This window comes from Paraferrimonas haliotis, assembly GCF_002282895.1.
Classification (GTDB): Bacteria; Pseudomonadota; Gammaproteobacteria; order Enterobacterales; family Shewanellaceae; genus Paraferrimonas; species Paraferrimonas haliotis.
This window is the reverse complement of sequence record NZ_NRRB01000001.1, coordinates 750,944-766,389: the sequence shown is the minus strand read 5'-3', so window position 1 is coordinate 766,389 and position 15,446 is coordinate 750,944. Positions and strand designations below refer to the sequence as shown.

12 protein-coding genes and 2 pseudogenes are annotated in these 15,446 nt (G+C 44.4%); 2 read left to right on the top strand and 12 right to left on the bottom strand.

Translation table 11 applies throughout. From position 1 onward, the window contains the following. Positions 1 to 13: 13 nt before the first annotated feature. Complete coding sequence (locus CLC91_RS03555) at positions 14 to 1,489, top strand: capsule assembly Wzi family protein (RefSeq protein WP_233132562.1); 1,476 nt, start codon at positions 14 to 16, stop codon at positions 1,487 to 1,489. Positions 1,490 to 1,563: 74 nt separating this feature from the next. Here the strand turns inward: CLC91_RS03555 and cysN are convergent, their stop codons facing one another. Genes cysN through CLC91_RS03525 form a run of 6 tightly spaced genes read right to left on the bottom strand, consistent with a single transcriptional unit; the run spans position 1,564 to position 8,421 of the window. Next, entirely contained in the window at positions 1,564 to 2,973 is a 1,410-nt protein-coding gene (gene cysN / locus CLC91_RS03550) for a sulfate adenylyltransferase subunit CysN (RefSeq protein WP_095500003.1), read from the bottom strand. Continuing rightward, positions 2,963 to 3,946, bottom strand: coding sequence for an acetyltransferase (locus tag CLC91_RS03545; RefSeq protein WP_095500002.1), 984 nt, complete (start codon positions 3,944 to 3,946; stop codon positions 2,963 to 2,965). The genes cysN and CLC91_RS03545 overlap by 11 nt, the downstream gene beginning before the upstream one ends. Before the next feature lies 1 nt (position 3,947). Further along, entirely contained in the window at positions 3,948 to 4,580 is a 633-nt protein-coding gene (cysC, locus tag CLC91_RS03540) for an adenylyl-sulfate kinase (protein WP_095500001.1), read from the bottom strand. Further along, entirely contained in the window at positions 4,581 to 5,489 is a 909-nt protein-coding gene (gene cysD / locus CLC91_RS03535) for a sulfate adenylyltransferase subunit CysD (protein ID WP_198950904.1), read from the bottom strand. Between the two features lie 23 nt (positions 5,490 to 5,512). Further along, the gene (locus tag CLC91_RS03530; protein WP_095499999.1) at positions 5,513 to 7,252 is read right to left on the bottom strand and encodes an SLC13 family permease; all 1,740 of its coding nucleotides are present in this window, start codon (positions 7,250 to 7,252) and stop codon (positions 5,513 to 5,515) included. Then, positions 7,252 to 8,421 (bottom strand): nucleotide sugar dehydrogenase, encoded by a 1,170-nt coding sequence (locus CLC91_RS03525; RefSeq protein ID WP_095499998.1) that lies wholly within the window; start codon positions 8,419 to 8,421, stop codon positions 7,252 to 7,254. The genes CLC91_RS03530 and CLC91_RS03525 overlap by 1 nt, the downstream gene beginning before the upstream one ends. A 232-nt stretch (positions 8,422 to 8,653) precedes the next feature. On the opposite strand from CLC91_RS03525, the gene wecA reads away from it, so the two are divergent. After that, on the top strand, positions 8,654 to 9,709 hold the full coding sequence (gene wecA, locus CLC91_RS03520) for a UDP-N-acetylglucosamine--undecaprenyl-phosphate N-acetylglucosaminephosphotransferase (protein ID WP_095499997.1): 1,056 nt from the start codon (positions 8,654 to 8,656) through the stop codon (positions 9,707 to 9,709). Position 9,710: 1 nt separating this feature from the next. On the opposite strand, the gene CLC91_RS03515 is transcribed toward wecA, so the two are convergent. The 6 genes and pseudogenes from CLC91_RS03515 to CLC91_RS15210 form a co-directional block, all read right to left on the bottom strand. Then, complete coding sequence (locus CLC91_RS03515) at positions 9,711 to 10,931, bottom strand: glycosyltransferase family 4 protein (RefSeq protein ID WP_095499996.1); 1,221 nt, start codon at positions 10,929 to 10,931, stop codon at positions 9,711 to 9,713. Between the two features lie 155 nt (positions 10,932 to 11,086). Further along, the gene (locus CLC91_RS03510; protein WP_095499995.1) at positions 11,087 to 12,118 is read right to left on the bottom strand and encodes an SDR family oxidoreductase; all 1,032 of its coding nucleotides are present in this window, start codon (positions 12,116 to 12,118) and stop codon (positions 11,087 to 11,089) included. Positions 12,119 to 12,146: 28 nt separating this feature from the next. Further along, the gene (gene tviB / locus CLC91_RS03505; RefSeq protein WP_095499994.1) at positions 12,147 to 13,427 is read right to left on the bottom strand and encodes a Vi polysaccharide biosynthesis UDP-N-acetylglucosamine C-6 dehydrogenase TviB; all 1,281 of its coding nucleotides are present in this window, start codon (positions 13,425 to 13,427) and stop codon (positions 12,147 to 12,149) included. Positions 13,428 to 13,808: 381 nt separating this feature from the next. After that, on the bottom strand, positions 13,809 to 14,915 hold the full coding sequence (locus tag CLC91_RS03500; RefSeq protein ID WP_095499993.1) for a glycosyltransferase family 4 protein: 1,107 nt from the start codon (positions 14,913 to 14,915) through the stop codon (positions 13,809 to 13,811). Next, positions 14,912 to 15,079, bottom strand: a pseudogene (locus CLC91_RS15215) (DapH/DapD/GlmU-related protein); the annotation flags it as partial. The gene CLC91_RS03500 and the pseudogene CLC91_RS15215, both read right to left, overlap by 4 nt. An 87-nt stretch (positions 15,080 to 15,166) precedes the next feature. Continuing rightward, positions 15,167 to 15,409 (bottom strand): annotated as a pseudogene (locus CLC91_RS15210) (hypothetical protein); the annotation flags it as partial. Positions 15,410 to 15,446: the final 37 nt, after the last annotated feature.

Below are 15,446 nucleotides of genomic sequence, written 5' to 3'. Positions count from 1 at the left end.
AACGGTTTGCCTTTTGGCTGTTACAAGTCATGCTTTTTTCACTGTACCCAAGGCTCACGCCGAGCCATGGATAGACACCAGCGATCAATTTTTACGCGCCGACATCCAGCGTTTGGCCGATGCGGGCGTAATCACAGTCCCCATAAACACTTATCCGCTCATGTGGTCTGGTATTACCAGAAACCTAAAGAGTGCGGATATCAGCGAGCTCAGTCCAGATATCGCCGAAGTGGTCGCTCGAGTAAACTACCGCTATCAGCAAACCCAAGAGCAACCTTTTAAAAGCGAAATTAAAGCGGCTGCCACCAGCAAAGACAAGCGCTTTACCAGCTTTGGTGAGCCCCATCGTGAGCGCGCCAGCCTTAGCGTATCAAACAGCGGCAGTAGCGATTACTTTGCCTATAAGGTTGCAGCTTCGGCGCACTACGACGCCTCCGACAACCACACTTATCGGCTGGACGATTCCTACGCAGCCTTGCTTTTAGGCAACTGGGTTGTGTCGGCTGGCTTGGTCAGCTCTTGGTGGGGCCCGGGTAACGATCAAAACCTCCACCGCACCAATAACGCACGCCCCCTTCCCGGCCTCACCCTTTCTCGAAACGACCCTCAAGCGTTCGAAACGCCATGGTTAAGCTGGCTGGGTGAGTGGAATTTTACCGGCAGCATGTCTCGCCTAGAGAGTGATCGCGCCATTGCCAATCCATACCTGTTACAAATGCGCGGTACCTTACGACCACTGCGGCAGTTAGAACTGGGGTTTAGTTTAACCAACCAAATGTGTGGCGAGGGCATTGATTGCAGTTTAAGTGACATTTGGGATTCACTGGTTGGCGGAGGTAATTGCACCGACGGCACCAATGATTGCGACAGCAGTACTAAAAGCCATAAAGGGAATAAGATAGCGGGGTTTGATGTTCGCTACAGCGATACCTGGTTCGGCCAGCCAATAGGTATTTACTTCGAAAGAACCTGCGAAGACAACGCCGGCCCCTACCCATGGCAAATTGCCGATTGCGGTCGTCAACTTGGAGTGGACACCTGGCTTAACATTGGTGATTCAGTGAACAAGGTTTACCTCGAAGCAAGCGATACCTTAGTGGCCTGCGGCACCAACGCAAATGTTTTTAACTGCTTTTATGAGCACTCAGAGTATTTGGGCGGATACCGTTATTACCAGCGTTCAATCGGCAGCAGTTACGACAGCGATGCCCGCACACTGGTGTTAGGCGTTATCAGCCAAACCCCAACCTACCAAGTTGAAACCAAAGTGCGCTGGTTACAGTTAAATAAAGACGGCGGTCATCGCAACCCCGACTACACCCCTTATCAGCCTAAAGAAAATTTGGTGAGTATCTCAAGTCAAGTCGGTCGAGAAACCTTTATGGGGCGAGTAAACCTCGGAGCCGAGGTGCGTCAAAGCGAAATAGCCGAAACGGCTAAGCGCAGTACCCAAGCCTTGATCTTTGCGGATCTAACTTACCCATTCTAAAGAATTACAAAGTACAGAAACGAGCAGAGGAGCCAATGACAAAAGTCGTCGCTCCTCTAAACAACATAGAACAACTAAACCTCGCTACAACCCCACTCCGGATAGTGCTTGCGTACATAAGCGTTGAGCTCGCGCTCGGCTTGGCTGTATTCCCGCACAACCTCAATGTCGTTAGCGGCAATGCTGCTCACCATACCCGCGCCAACGGTAACATTGGTATGACGGTCAATTACGACAAAGGCACCGGTTTGCGGCAGCGCTTGATAGGCATCCACTGCCACCTTGTCGTTAAGCGCCACTTGGATTAACGCAATTTCGTTAAGCTCTAGCGTGTCACTGTTGTGAGCATGCTCATCTAAGGTGTTTACGTTAATTTTATGGGGCAGCTCCACCACTTTGCCAAAGCACGATTTAGTGGCAAATTTAAAGGTGTATTCTTTGTGGGTGCGCAGCGGCGTTTCGCCCATCCAAACCAGGTGTGCGCTAAACTGATTAGACAACTCCGGCTCATGACCTGTGTGCACCAGCATGTCACCGCGAGACACGTCAATTTCGTCTTCAAGGGTTACGGTAATGGCTACACCCGGGCGTGCCGATTGCAGTTCACCGTCGTAGGTAAAAATCGACTTAACTCTCGAGGTTTTGCCCGATGGCAGCGCGGTCACTTCATCGCCCACTTGCAATATGCCAGAGGTTAAGGTGCCACAAAAACCACGGAAGTTTAGATTCGGGCGATTAACGTATTGCACCGGGAAGCGCATGTTTTCGGTATCGACGTCTTTATCGACTTTAACCGTTTCTAAGAGCTTCATTAAGGTGGCACCTGGGTACCAATCCATATTTTCACTCGGCGTCACCACGTTGTCGCCTTTTAGCGCCGAAATGGGCACGAAGCGAATGTCATCGATGTTAAAGTTCTTGGCCATCTCGCGGTATTCAACTTTAAGCTTTCTAAACACTTCGCGGTCATAGTCCATCAAATCCATTTTATTGATGGCAACAATGATGTGCTTAATACCTAATAGGCTGCAAATAAAGCTGTGGCGGCGGGTTTGATTTTGAATGCCATGGCGGGCATCCACCATCACAATGGCCAGCTCACAGGTAGAGGCGCCGGTCACCATATTACGGGTGTATTGCTCGTGCCCAGGAGTGTCGGCAATAATGAACTTACGCTTTTCGGTGGAAAAATAGCGATAGGCCACATCAATGGTAATGCCCTGCTCTCGCTCCGACTGCAAACCATCCACTAGCAGCGCCAAATCAAAGGTCTCGTCGGTGGTATTAAACTTTTGCGAATCTTTTTCAATGGCGGCCATTTGATCTTCGTAGATCAATTTCGAATCGAACAACAAACGACCAATTAAGGTTGATTTGCCATCGTCCACGTTGCCGCAGGTTAGGAAGCGTAACAAGTCCTTATTTTCATGAACCTTTAAATAGCCCTCAATATCGGTGGCGATGAGATCTGAGCTATGAGACATGATTTGCTCCTAAATGCTTATAATAGTTAGACAAAGCATCGATAAATGTCGACACTTCAGCCTTTGGTAATTGATTAATGCCGGCGGCCGCTTTGCGCCCCCCGCCTGTGGCAAACTGACAACACACGTCATCGGCGCCAATGCGATTATTAAGCGGTGCTCGAACGCTTACTGTGTAGTCATTACCGCTTGGGTTAAGGGTTATAACCCCATGGGCCAACTGCGCATTTTGATTGGCCAATTGATTGCCAAACACGCCGCTTATGCGCCGTGCCCACGCTTCACAAGGCAGCTCGTAAACTTGGCAAGCGTTGTCTTGGAAGCTGGGCTTAAGCTCGCCCACCAACTGACTGTCTTGCTTATAAGCGGCTTGCAGCTCAGTAAACGGAGACTCTTCAAGCGCCATCATGGCCAGTGGATCTGAATAGCTCAGCAGCTCTTCGAACAGCTGCGTCGGTTCAAAGGTTAAATCCGCCAACGACGCACCATAGCCGTTGTAATTAATTAAAGTACCCAGCTCCTTTAAGAACTCGATTTGCGCATTGCTTAACCCACACTGGTTCGCTAGTTGCTGTGCCGGCACCAAGAGATTATCGCCAAAAGCGCCGGCTATGGCCCAGTGGGCAAACTGTCCCTGCAAATGCTGGTTAATCAACAAGCTGGTGCAGGTTTCTGGGGCCAAATCAATGATGGCTTGTAGGTGTTCGCTTTTTGGAATGTCACCGCTGCGATGGTGGTCGCAATAAAACACCTCTATATCATTAGCCAGCAATTGCGCTAAAGCCGGCTGGTTTTTCTCCATAGAGATATCCAGCACAGTCACCGATTGAGCGTTTTCAATATCCACTTGCTGCAGCAATTGGATATCGCGCTTTACCCCACTGATTAGCGTGGACTCTCGTGGCTGGCTCAGTCGCAACTGAAGCAAGGCGCATATGCCATCTGCATCGCCATTAAATACGTCGTAATGCATGCTACTGAGCCTCTGAGTGTGCTTGCTCTGAGTGCGCTTGTTCTAAATAGCCCTGTTGAGCTAAATAGTCCACCACCTGCTGAGCACAACGCTCAACCGAATGCTCTGCGGTTTTCAGCCAAATATTAGGATTAACCGGTGCTTGGTAGTCGGAATCTATGCCCGTGAAATGCTTAATTTCGCCGGCACGAGCTTTTTTATAAAGCCCTTTAGGATCACGCGCTTCGCACACGTCAATGGGAGTATCAACGAAGACCTCAATAAACTGACCTTGCGCCAGCAATTGTTTTACCTGCTCGCGGTCGCTTAAAAAAGGCGAAATAAACGCGGTTAATACTAAACAACCCGAGTCCACAAACAGCTTGGCCACCTCGCCTATGCGACGAATGTTCTCAACTCTATCGGCGTCGGAAAAACCTAAGTCGTTGTTTAGGCCATGGCGAACGTTGTCACCATCCAACAAATAACTGTGCTTATGCAGTGTTAACAGCTTGAGCTCAACCGCGTTGGCAATGGTGGACTTGCCCGAACCGCTGAGTCCGGTAAACCAAAGTACGGCGGGCTTTTGCTGCTTAAGCGCGGCGCGCTGCCCAGGGTTAACCGAAGCCTTATGCCAAACAATGTTATCGTTCATTTAGAAATACCCTTCGCGCTTCTTTTTCTCCATAGAGCCTGAGCTATCGTGGTCAATGGCACGCCCTTGTCGCTCTGAGGTAGTAGTAAGCAGCATTTCTTGAATCACTTCTGGCAACGTAGTGGCTTGCGATTCCACCGCACCGGTGAGCGGATAACAACCTAAGGTTCTAAAGCGCACCATCTTCTCTTCAATCACTTCGCCATGTTTCAGCTCCATGCGCTCGTCATCCACCATAATCAGCATGCCATCACGCTCAACCACTGGTCGTTTCGCAGACAAATAAAGCGACGGAATTTCAATTTCTTCCAGATAAATGTATTGCCAAATATCAAGCTCAGTCCAGTTAGACAAAGGGAATACACGAATGCTTTCGCCTTTATTAACCTTACCGTTATAGATGTTCCAAAGCTCTGGGCGTTGATTTTTAGGGTCCCAACGGTGGTGTTCGTCTCTAAATGAGTACACTCGCTCTTTAGCGCGAGACTTCTCTTCGTCGCGACGGGCGCCACCAAAGGCGGCGTCAAAACCGTGCTTGTCCAGCGCCTGCTTTAAACCTTGAGTTTTCATGATGTCGGTATGCATGGCACTGCCATACACAAAGGGATTCATGCCCATTTTCAACCCTTCCGGGTTTTGATGCACAATCAGTTTCATGCCCAGTTTTTTGGCCATGTAATCGCGAAACGCGATCATTTCTTTGAACTTCCAGGTGGTGTCGACGTGCATAAGCGGGAATGGAGGAATACCAGGAGCGAAAGCTTTTCTGGCCAAATGCAGCATTACCGATGAGTCTTTACCCACGGAATACAGCATTACTGGGTTGTCAAACTCCGCCGCCACTTCGCGCATAATGTGAATTGATTCAGCTTCCAATTGCTTAAGGTGAGTCAAGCGTTCTAGCGAAATGGTCAAAGTTTACAACTCCTATATTATATTCCTATAAACAAGGGAATAGTGGCGATTACTATAGCTCCGTAAAGTAAGGCGATGGGCACCCCGACTTTAACAAAGTCTTTTAATTGGTATTGTCCGGCATTAAACACCATTAAGTTGGTTTGATAGCCATAGGGGCTAATAAAACTGGCACTGGCGCCAAACGCGACCGCCAATATATACGCGTGCGGGTTGGCACCTAAGCTCGATGCCAACTCTAACGCCAATGGGAACACTAAGGCCGCCGCAGCATTATTGGTTACCAACTCAGTGAGCAGCCATGATAGCAAATACACAATAACCAACCCAGCAAACGGAGTAATCAAATCGCTATATGATGTGCCAATATAATCTAACCAACGAAACACGCCACTGGCGTTAAGTGCTTGAGATAACACCAAAGCCGAGGAAATAATAAGCCAAATATTCACCGGCAATCGCTGCAACGCTTCATTAGGTTTCAGCGCCCCAGACAGCAACAACACGCACAAAAACAAGAATACGCTTTTGAACAATGTGGTCACTCCGATAGCCGCAAGCCCAATGGCTGCGACAAAACCAAATACCGCCAGCTTTTCTCGCCAACCGCCCAGTAAGTGTTCGGTTTTGACGTCGCTTAACATGAAAAAATTCTTAGTTAAATTATGACGTTGGTTAAAGTCGTTACCAATTGCCAGTGCTAAGTAGTCGCCCGAACGCAATTCAACATCACCTAACTTGCCCGAAATTGCCTCTCCATCACGCTTAATGGCCACCACAGCGGCATCAAATAAGGCTCGAAAGCCAGACTTTTTAAGGGTGCTGCCCACCAAACGACTTTCAGGGCGAATTACCACTTCTGATAAATTGCTCAGTGGTAAGCCGCTATCATCGGCAAACAAAGACAAACCTTGAAACTGCGCCAGCACGGTCACTTTTTTAATGTCACCACTAAAGAGCAAGCGATCATCGGCTTGAATAACCTGTTCCGGACTCACAGGCGAAATTAGCCGCCCATCTCGAATGATTTCCACCAAAAACAAGGATTCCAAGTTACGCAAGCCGTTTTCTTCAACGCTTTTGCCTACAAGCTCAGAATCTTTGGTGACTTTCGTGCCTATTAAATAAGCCTGAGGCTCTATGGGTATCGATTGCCCTTGAGGTAACAGTGAACTTAGAAAAAACAGCAAACCGCCACAGCCAAGCACCAAGCAAAGCCCTACGAGGGTGAAATCAAAGAAGTGTAAGCTTTCCATGCCGTTATCCAGCACTAAGCTATTCACAATAAGGTTGGTAGACGTACCCACAAGGGTTAAGGTGCCACCAAGAATAGCGGCATAGGACAAGGGTAATAGCAGCTTACTGGCGCTATGAAAGCGATTACTGCGAATGGGGGCTAGCATGGTAGACACTACTGCGGTGTTATTAAGCAAGCCTGAAAATATTGCGGTTAGGCCATATAATCTGAGCCAAGTGGCTTTGTAGCTTACGCCTATCACAAAGCTGGTGAGCGAGCGCAGCAAGCGTGTTTTTTCAATGGCCACCGAGCACAGCATCAACATCATTAAGGTGAGTAAGCCAGTGTTCGACACGCTGGCAATGAGTTGATCTGTACTCACTAACGCGCTTAAGTAAAGGGTAATGAGCAACAGCCCAAACACCTTTGTAGAATGGGCCTGATAGCGAATAAGCCCTGCAATGGTTAAAGCAAACAGCAGCAAAACAAAGGCTTGAGTGCCGCTGAAGCTTGCTTCCATTAACTGTCGCTACCAAACAAGTCGCGGGTATACACTTTATCGGCCACGTCTTTAATGTCATCGGTTAAGCGGTTGGCAATAATCACATCAGACTGTGCTTTAAACTCATTAAGATCGGTGATAACGCGGGAGTTAAAGAACTCTGGCTCTTTAAGCACAGGCTCATACACCACCACTTCAATGCCTTTTGCCTTAATGCGCTTCATAATGCCTTGAATAGACGAGCTTCTAAAGTTGTCAGAGCCGGCCTTCATAATAAGACGGTGCACTCCAACAACTTTAGGGTTGCGGCTAATAATACTATCGGCCACAAAGTCTTTGCGAGTGCGATTAGCATCCACAATGGCTTTAATCAGGTTATTAGGCACGTCTTCGTAGTTGGCCAGCATTTGCTTGGTGTCTTTAGGCAAGCAATAGCCGCCATAACCGAAAGACGGGTTGTTGTAGTGAGAGCCAATGCGAGGGTCTAGCCCGACCCCTTCAATAATCTGGCGGCTATCCAAGCCGTGAGACTCGGCGTAGCTATCCAATTCGTTAAAATAAGCCACACGCATGGCCAAGTAGGTGTTGGCAAACAGCTTAATGGCTTCTGCTTCGGTAGAGCCGGTAAGCAGTACATCAATGTTCTCTTTAATGGCGCCTTCTACCAGCAAATCCGCAAAGCGCTGTGCCCGCTCCGACACCTCGCCCACCACAATGCGCGACGGGTGCAAGTTGTCTTTAAGGGCCAAGCCTTCACGCAAAAACTCCGGCGAGAAGATAATGTTATTGGTGCCGTATTTCTCCCGCATATTGGCAGTAAAGCCCACAGGAACCGTTGATTTAATCACCATCACCGCATTGGGGTTAATAGCCTTTACGTCCTGAATCACCGCTTCAACGGAGCCGGTATTAAAGTAGTTGGTTTTTGGGTCGTAATCGGTTGGCGTAGCAACAATCACATAATCCGCCCCTTCGTAGGCCAAGTGCTTATCTAGGGTAGCGGTTAAATTAAGGGGCTTAGTGGCTAAATAGCTCTCAATTTCAGCATCCACAATAGGGGATTGCTTGTTGTTAATGAGCTCAACTTTTTCAGGAATAATATCCACCGCAACCACTTCATTATGTTGCGCGAGCAGAATGGAGTTCGATAGGCCTACGTAGCCGGTGCCGGAAACTGCGATTTTCATAATATTACCACTTAGAATAGAGTTCAATTTGCGAAGAATTATGCACTGTAGTCTTGATTTAGGCAAACAGGTCATAGCTAATGCGAAAAATTAGAAATCTAGTGCGCTTTTAACAAGACTTTTCAACTAATTTTTTGGTAGAATTTGGTCGCAAAATCAAATTTATCAATGAGCGCAATTGAGCTGAGTTGAGCTCAATTGGAATAAATTTCCGAAAAAACAAAATGAAACTATGACAACTAGCCTTCCCATACTACTGAGTTTTTTTGTCTCTCTGTCGTTAATCACCATTTTACAACCGCTAGCCCACTCTATTGGGTTAGTCGACAAGCCTAATCAACGCAAACAACATCAAGGACATATTCCACTGGTTGGCGGTCTTGCTATCTATACCAGCCTAATGGTGGGCATAGGTTTTATGCACCTATTTTTTGGTTTCGAGTTTACCCGAGCCATAGAAGCATTAATGGCAGGGTGTTTTTTCATTACATTAATTGGCGCCATCGATGATAAGTACGACTTATCAGTAAAAATTAGAATTGTAGCTCAAGTGGGCGCGGCTTTATTAATGGCTCTAGTCGCCAATAGACAAATCTCGGATCTCGGTAATTTATTTTGCCTGGGCGTCATAGAGTTAGGCGTTATTGCCGTGCCCTTTACCGTACTGGCGGTAATGGCGGCAATTAACGCTTATAACATGGTGGATGGTATTGATGGCTTAATTGGGGGAATGACGCTCAGTACCTTTACGGGCTTGGGCGTGCTTTTTTGGCTGAGCGATAGCCACCACTTTGCGATACTGTGCTTTGTGATTGTTTCCGTTGTATTGCCCTACCTACTGTTTAACTTGTCTGTGTTTGGCAATAAACGAAAAATCTTTATGGGAGATGCAGGCAGCATGCTCATTGGTTATTTAACCATTTGGCTGCTGTGCATTGGTGTAGACGCCAACGAACCGGTATTTCGCCCCGTGGTGGCATTATGGATTGTGGCACTGCCATTGGTGGATATGGTAGCCATTATGCTTAGACGCATAAAAAAAGGGCAAAGCCCTTTTAAACCGGATAGAGACCATTTACACCACATCTTCATGCGGGCTGGCTTATCCTCACGTCAAACCCTAGCCGTAATGACCATTGCCTCGTTTGTGATTACTGGATTGGGCGTTACCTTAGAGCTACTAAAGACCCCAGAGCCTGTGATACTGTTTATGTTTCTGGGGCTGTTTGCAAGCTATTACTTGGTGATTGCGAGGGTATGGCGAATTGTGAGCTGGTTAAAGCGGTAACTTATTTTAGCTTAATAAAAACCTTCTCCATATTCTCTGCCATCAAATCACGGCTGTATTGTGGCCCAGCAGCAATACTTGCTTGTCGTTTTTCTGCGTACAGTGTTTTATTTTGATACAGTTCTAACACCGCTTGCGAGATGGCTTCAACGTTTTCACTTTCAACCACTAAACCTGAGTCCGTGTCTTTTATGATGGCTGTCGCCTCGCCTTCTGGCACACTCATTATCGTCGGGATGCCCATCCCCATACATTCAAATATTTTGGATGGAATTACTGTTCTAAATAAATTGCTGTTGATCAAAGGCACTAGAGATACGTCGCACAGCGACCATAGTCGAGGCATCATTTCTTTAGGTTGACGGTTAATAAGCACTACATTGTTCAATTGTTTTTCTTGAACTAGATCAACAACCTTCTGCCTTGCTGCGCCGCCGCCCGCGAAAACAAATCGAATATCATCGTATTGTTGTAGCTTTTCTGCTACTGCAACAATGTGCTCTAACCCATGCGCCATGCCATGCGTACCAATGTAACCTGCGACAAATTTTCCTTCGAGGCTGTGTTGCTTTGCAAGTTCAGAATCTTTCTCTGCCACCGGTTCATATTTGCTTAAGTCTACACCGTTGAGCACCACTTCGATTTTGTCCCCATCAACTCCACGTTCAATCAATTCATTTTTAAATGCATGTGTCACAGACACGATAGAATCTGCTCTTCGATACAAAAACAACTCAATTTTTTCAAGAAGTGTGATCGCCCTGCTCTCTTTCATCGCTCCGACAGCTGTAATAGAGGCAGGCCAAATATCACGCAATTCAAAAACAAACGGTTTTCTTCGAACAGCAGATAAAGCCCATCCAGCACAAGCACAAAAAAACTGAGGTGAAGTAGCAACAATTACGTCAGGCTTTTTCTGAAATAGTCCTGCAAAAAAGCCGGAAATCATAAAAGATATGTAGTCTAAAATTCTTTTTACAAAGCCTTCATTGGCAGTAATGTATGTTTTGACACGAACCACTCGAATGCCATCAAGCTCTGACACGTCATAAAGCTTGTTTTTGAACCCTTCAAAAACCTTTCCTTCAGGAAAGTTAGGAGCACAGGTAATCACTGTCACTTTATGGCCCGCTTTCACCCATCGGGTAGCGTGTTCGTAAGTTCGGGTCGCAGGTGCGTTTCCCTCGGGAGGAAAGTTGTCTGTTAAAAATAGAATATGCATAATTAAAACCTAATCGACACCTCTAGATGCCCACTAACTACCGCTATTAGAAGTTATAATTTCCAACCTCCAAATATCGGATCAATCTTGCAGGTCAACTCCGACTTTCTACGCAAGGTCAATTTCAGTAGAACGACCTACGTAGCCAAATATTCTTAATCGTAGTTACTAAAAAACTCAATATACCAAGGCATAGCGATAGAAATACCCTCTCCTATGCAGTAAATACCAGTATACCCTAACTTTGATTTAGCCTTAGAGACATCCGCTTGTGAATGCCTGACATCTCCTACTCTGAAGTCACGATAATTTAAATTACCCTGAATTAAAACGCCGTGTTCGGTTAATGAGGAGTTAATCGTCTCATAAAGCTCGTTCAGGGTTGTTCTATCACCTACTGCCACGTTATAAACTTCATCTTTGGCTTCATCAGAGGCCGTTGCTGCTAAAATGTTCATCTCAACTACGTTGTCGATAAAGCAAAAATCTCGGCTAGTCTCTCCGTCTCCGTTAACAAAAACGTCCTCACCGTTTATCATTGCGGCAGTCCATTTGGGTATTACTGCTGCATAAGCGCCATTAGGATCTTGTCGTGGCCCAAAAACATTAAAATAGCGTAAACCAATGGCTTTAAAACCATAAGTTTTTGCGAATACACTTGCATAGAGTTCATTTACATACTTAGTTACAGCGTAAGGCGACAACGGATTACCAATGTTCTCTTCAACTTTAGGCAATGCTGGATGATCGCCATAGGTAGAGCTACTGGCGGCATAAGTGAAGCTTTTTACCCCTTGCTCTTTTGCAGCCATCAGCATATTGATAAACCCAGTAATATTAGCTGAGTTAGTAGTAATAGGATCAGCTATAGAGCGAGGAACACTGCCAAGTGCAGCTTGGTGAAGCACATAATCAACACCCGTTAATGCTTTTTCACAATCCCCATAATTTCGGATATCACCTTCAATGAAGGTAAAATTTTTCCAGCTCTCAGCTGTTACCTTGTCTTTAACCTCGTCCAGGTTATATTGATGTCCCGTAGCAAAATTTTCGAGGCCAATTACCTTCTGGTTCAGCTTTAACAATTTCTCTAATAAGTTTGAGCCAATAAATCCTGCCACACCAGTCACTAACCAAGTTTTTGGCTCTTGCGACAATTCTTGTTGAATTTGTTCAAATTTACTCATTATTCATCCCACATGATACTAACCAGTGTTATAAGCGCATATCTACGCTTTCTTTGTCCAACACATACTTCAAATCATAAAGCACATGATTTTCTTTACCGTATGAATGGATTTCATCGGCACCAGCTTGCTTAAATTCATCATGTGCAACAGCCAGAATGATGCCGTCATAATGACCTGACTTAGCAACTTTTTCGGCTGTTAAACCATACTCATGTTGAGCTTCTTCGTTCGAACACCATGGGTCAACTATATCAACATTGATATTGTACTCAGCTAATTCTGCAACGATATCAACAACACGAGTATTGCGCAGATCTGGGCAGTTTTCTTTGAAGGTTAATCCCATAACCAGTACATTTGCATCTTCAATCTGAATACGCTTTTTGAGCATCTTTTTCACAAGTTCAGAAACTACGTAGCGACCCATACCGTCATTCAGACGACGACCGGCAAGAATCATTTCCGGGTGATAACCGACGCTTTGCGCTTTGTGTGTTAGGTAGTATGGATCAACACCTATACAATGGCCGCCTACAAGGCCTGGACGGAATGGTAAGAAGTTCCATTTTGTACCAGCAGCTTCAAGTACCTCTAATGTATCAATGTCAAGCTTGTTAAAAATCAGAGACAACTCATTAATCAAAGCAATGTTTACATCACGCTGAGTGTTCTCGATCACTTTGGCCGCTTCTGCCACTTTAATTGATGAAGCCTTATGTGTACCAGCGACAATGATTTTCTTATAAAGTTGGTCTACAAATTCGGCCACTTCATCATTAGAACCACTCGTAACTTTCAAAATGTTAGTCACTCGATGCTCTTTATCACCTGGGTTAATTCGTTCGGGTGAATAACCAGCAAAGAAATCTTGATTAAAAGTTAGACCAGAGACCTTTTCTACAACTGGAATACACGTCTCTTCGGTCGCTCCCGGGTATACAGTAGATTCATAAATAATTACATCACCCTTCTTAACCACAGAGCCAAGCGCCTCCGATGCTTTTACAAGAGGGGTTAAGTCTGGCTGTTTGTGCTCATCAATAGGAGTAGGAACTGTTACGATATATACATTCGCAAGAGCTAAATCACTTAAGTTTGCCGTGTAAGAAAGATTGACCGCTTCTTGCAACTCCTCAGAGCTGCATTCAAGAGTGGAATCAACTCCATCTTTAAGTTCATTTACACGACCTTGGTTAATGTCAAAACCAATTGTTTCAAGTTTCTTACCGAACTCAACCGCAAGTGGTAGGCCAACATATCCCAAACCGATAATAGCAAGCCTTAGATTTTCATTGTTTAATCTCATATCTCTCTCTTATTTCGATGCGTGACCATAATCACAACTAAATAAACTAAATTTGCAAATACTAAAAGAACTACGCGCCTCCTCGCAATCGTTCCTATTTTAGGACGTATGCTTCAAAAGACGGCCCTTTCCAATTAATATTCTTAACACCCTAACGAATAAAGCAACTATTTCATAAAATACGTGCAACCCAACCTAAAAAACTATTACGAAACAAAAAAGCTGTTTGCACTAGCTATACACCCCAACCAATACTTGTCGAAGAAGGATAAGAGCGACATAAAAAAGCCAAATCCGACTAAAAAGATATTCAGTTACGAAAATAGTAACCTAAATTAGCTGAAGTTACCGAGGCTATTCGAGTATAGATTAATTGCAAATCTATTTATGCAACCCTACCATTGCCTCCAAATATTTTTTCGCTACTTCGCCCCAAGACAGCTTCGACAAATAATAATTTGCTATGCGTATGTTGTATGCACAGTCATAATTATTTAGAAAATGATACAAATCATCCTTCATACCTTTATAGTCGATTGCCTTATTAAATCTAACGCTTTTTGCCTCTAAATATCCATCAACTCCTTCTCCGGTAGTAGCTAAAATTGAACAACCTTGGCTTAAAGCTTCGAGATAAACCAAACCAAACGTTTCAGCATGTGAAGGCATAAAAAAGATTTTTGAATCTAGATATAACTTACGAATAACTTTTTTATCAGTGGTCCTTGGTATAATCTCAACCCAACCTGGAATAAATTCCAACCCTGTCAAGCGCAGAAACTGCTTGTGAGTGCCACCTAAAAGCTTTAATTCAAACTTTTCTCCATCATCAATCAATAGCTTTGACGCTCGATAAATTCCGTCAATATTCTTATTTTGGTCAAACTTCCCTACAAAACATACTTGATTTCGCTTCTCGACCACGTTTATTAATTTATTCTCTAACCAAAAATCAGAAATTGCGTTAGGGATAACGACAGAACGACAAATGTGAGCATAGGTATTAGGATACTGTTGACGAAATCTTCTTCGATGAGCATGGCTAACAAAAATGACTGAATCTGCATGCGCTAAAACACGAGACATTAAAATTCTGTAGTGAGGTAACCTAGGCAAAAAAACATTTATATCAGTATTACGTACAACTAAAGTATATTTAACACCAAAAATTTTTGATAATAAATATGCACAAACCCCGTCTGACCACATCGTATGAGCTAATAAGTACTTAGGCTTTCGGCCTTCTAATTCTTTAAAACACAAATACGTTATAAAAAAAACCTTAACTAAAGGGAAGTATTTTAAGACAACATTGCTAAATTTTAAATAAGAGATTTTACCGGCCAAAACACCTTCATCATATATCCCATATTGTTTGCTATCCCGGTAAGGAACCAAGACGATTTGCTCGAAGCTTTCTTCCAGTTTGGATATAAGGTTATAGTGAACTTTACTAACGACAAAATTATTACATATATGAGCGATCACCGAGCACCTCGTCGCTTAATAAATTTCGCTGGAGTACCACCTACAACGCAGTATTCTTCAACATCCTTTGTCACAACGGAATTAGCTGCAATGACAGCTCCTTTACCAATAGTAACACCTGCAAGAATAATGCAATTAAAGCCAATCCAAACATCATCGCCTATTACTATAGGAGCGTTCGCATACCCTTGATTATTAATAAAAACCTTTTCATTATCATAGTTATGACTTCTTGAAATCAAGCTAGTTCCCGCTGCAATTAGAACGCAATCGCCAATTATTACAGTTTCATCATATGCTACAACACATACACGATCTCCTAAAAAACAATTTTCGCCAATTTTAATATTATTACAGCCTCGTAAACTTACGCTACGCTCAATAATGGAACCATTTTCAATTTGAGCTCCAAGAAATTTATACGAAACTATTCTAGCATTATAAAAAAGATCACTTCTAAAAACTTTTAAATTTAACCATTTAAAGAAACACATGCCTATAGCAACAATCTGAACAGCTAAAAAAAACAAT

Bases quoted from the DNA above. Each gene is read 5' to 3' on its own strand.
- cysN (WP_095500003.1), bottom strand. From the start codon at position 2,973: ATGTCTCATAGCTCAGATCTCATCGCCACCGATATTGAGGGCTATTTA.
- CLC91_RS03545 (WP_095500002.1), bottom strand. From the start codon at position 3,946: ATGCATTACGACGTATTTAATGGCGATGCAGATGGCATATGCGCCTTG.
- cysC (WP_095500001.1), bottom strand. From the start codon at position 4,580: ATGAACGATAACATTGTTTGGCATAAGGCTTCGGTTAACCCTGGGCAG.
- CLC91_RS03530 (WP_095499999.1), bottom strand. From the start codon at position 7,252: ATGGAAGCAAGCTTCAGCGGCACTCAAGCCTTTGTTTTGCTGCTGTTT.
- CLC91_RS03525 (WP_095499998.1), bottom strand. From the start codon at position 8,421: ATGAAAATCGCAGTTTCCGGCACCGGCTACGTAGGCCTATCGAACTCC.
- wecA (WP_095499997.1), top strand. From the start codon at position 8,654: ATGACAACTAGCCTTCCCATACTACTGAGTTTTTTTGTCTCTCTGTCG.
- CLC91_RS03515 (WP_095499996.1), bottom strand. From the start codon at position 10,931: ATGCATATTCTATTTTTAACAGACAACTTTCCTCCCGAGGGAAACGCA.
- CLC91_RS03510 (WP_095499995.1), bottom strand. From the start codon at position 12,118: ATGAGTAAATTTGAACAAATTCAACAAGAATTGTCGCAAGAGCCAAAA.
- tviB (WP_095499994.1), bottom strand. From the start codon at position 13,427: ATGAGATTAAACAATGAAAATCTAAGGCTTGCTATTATCGGTTTGGGA.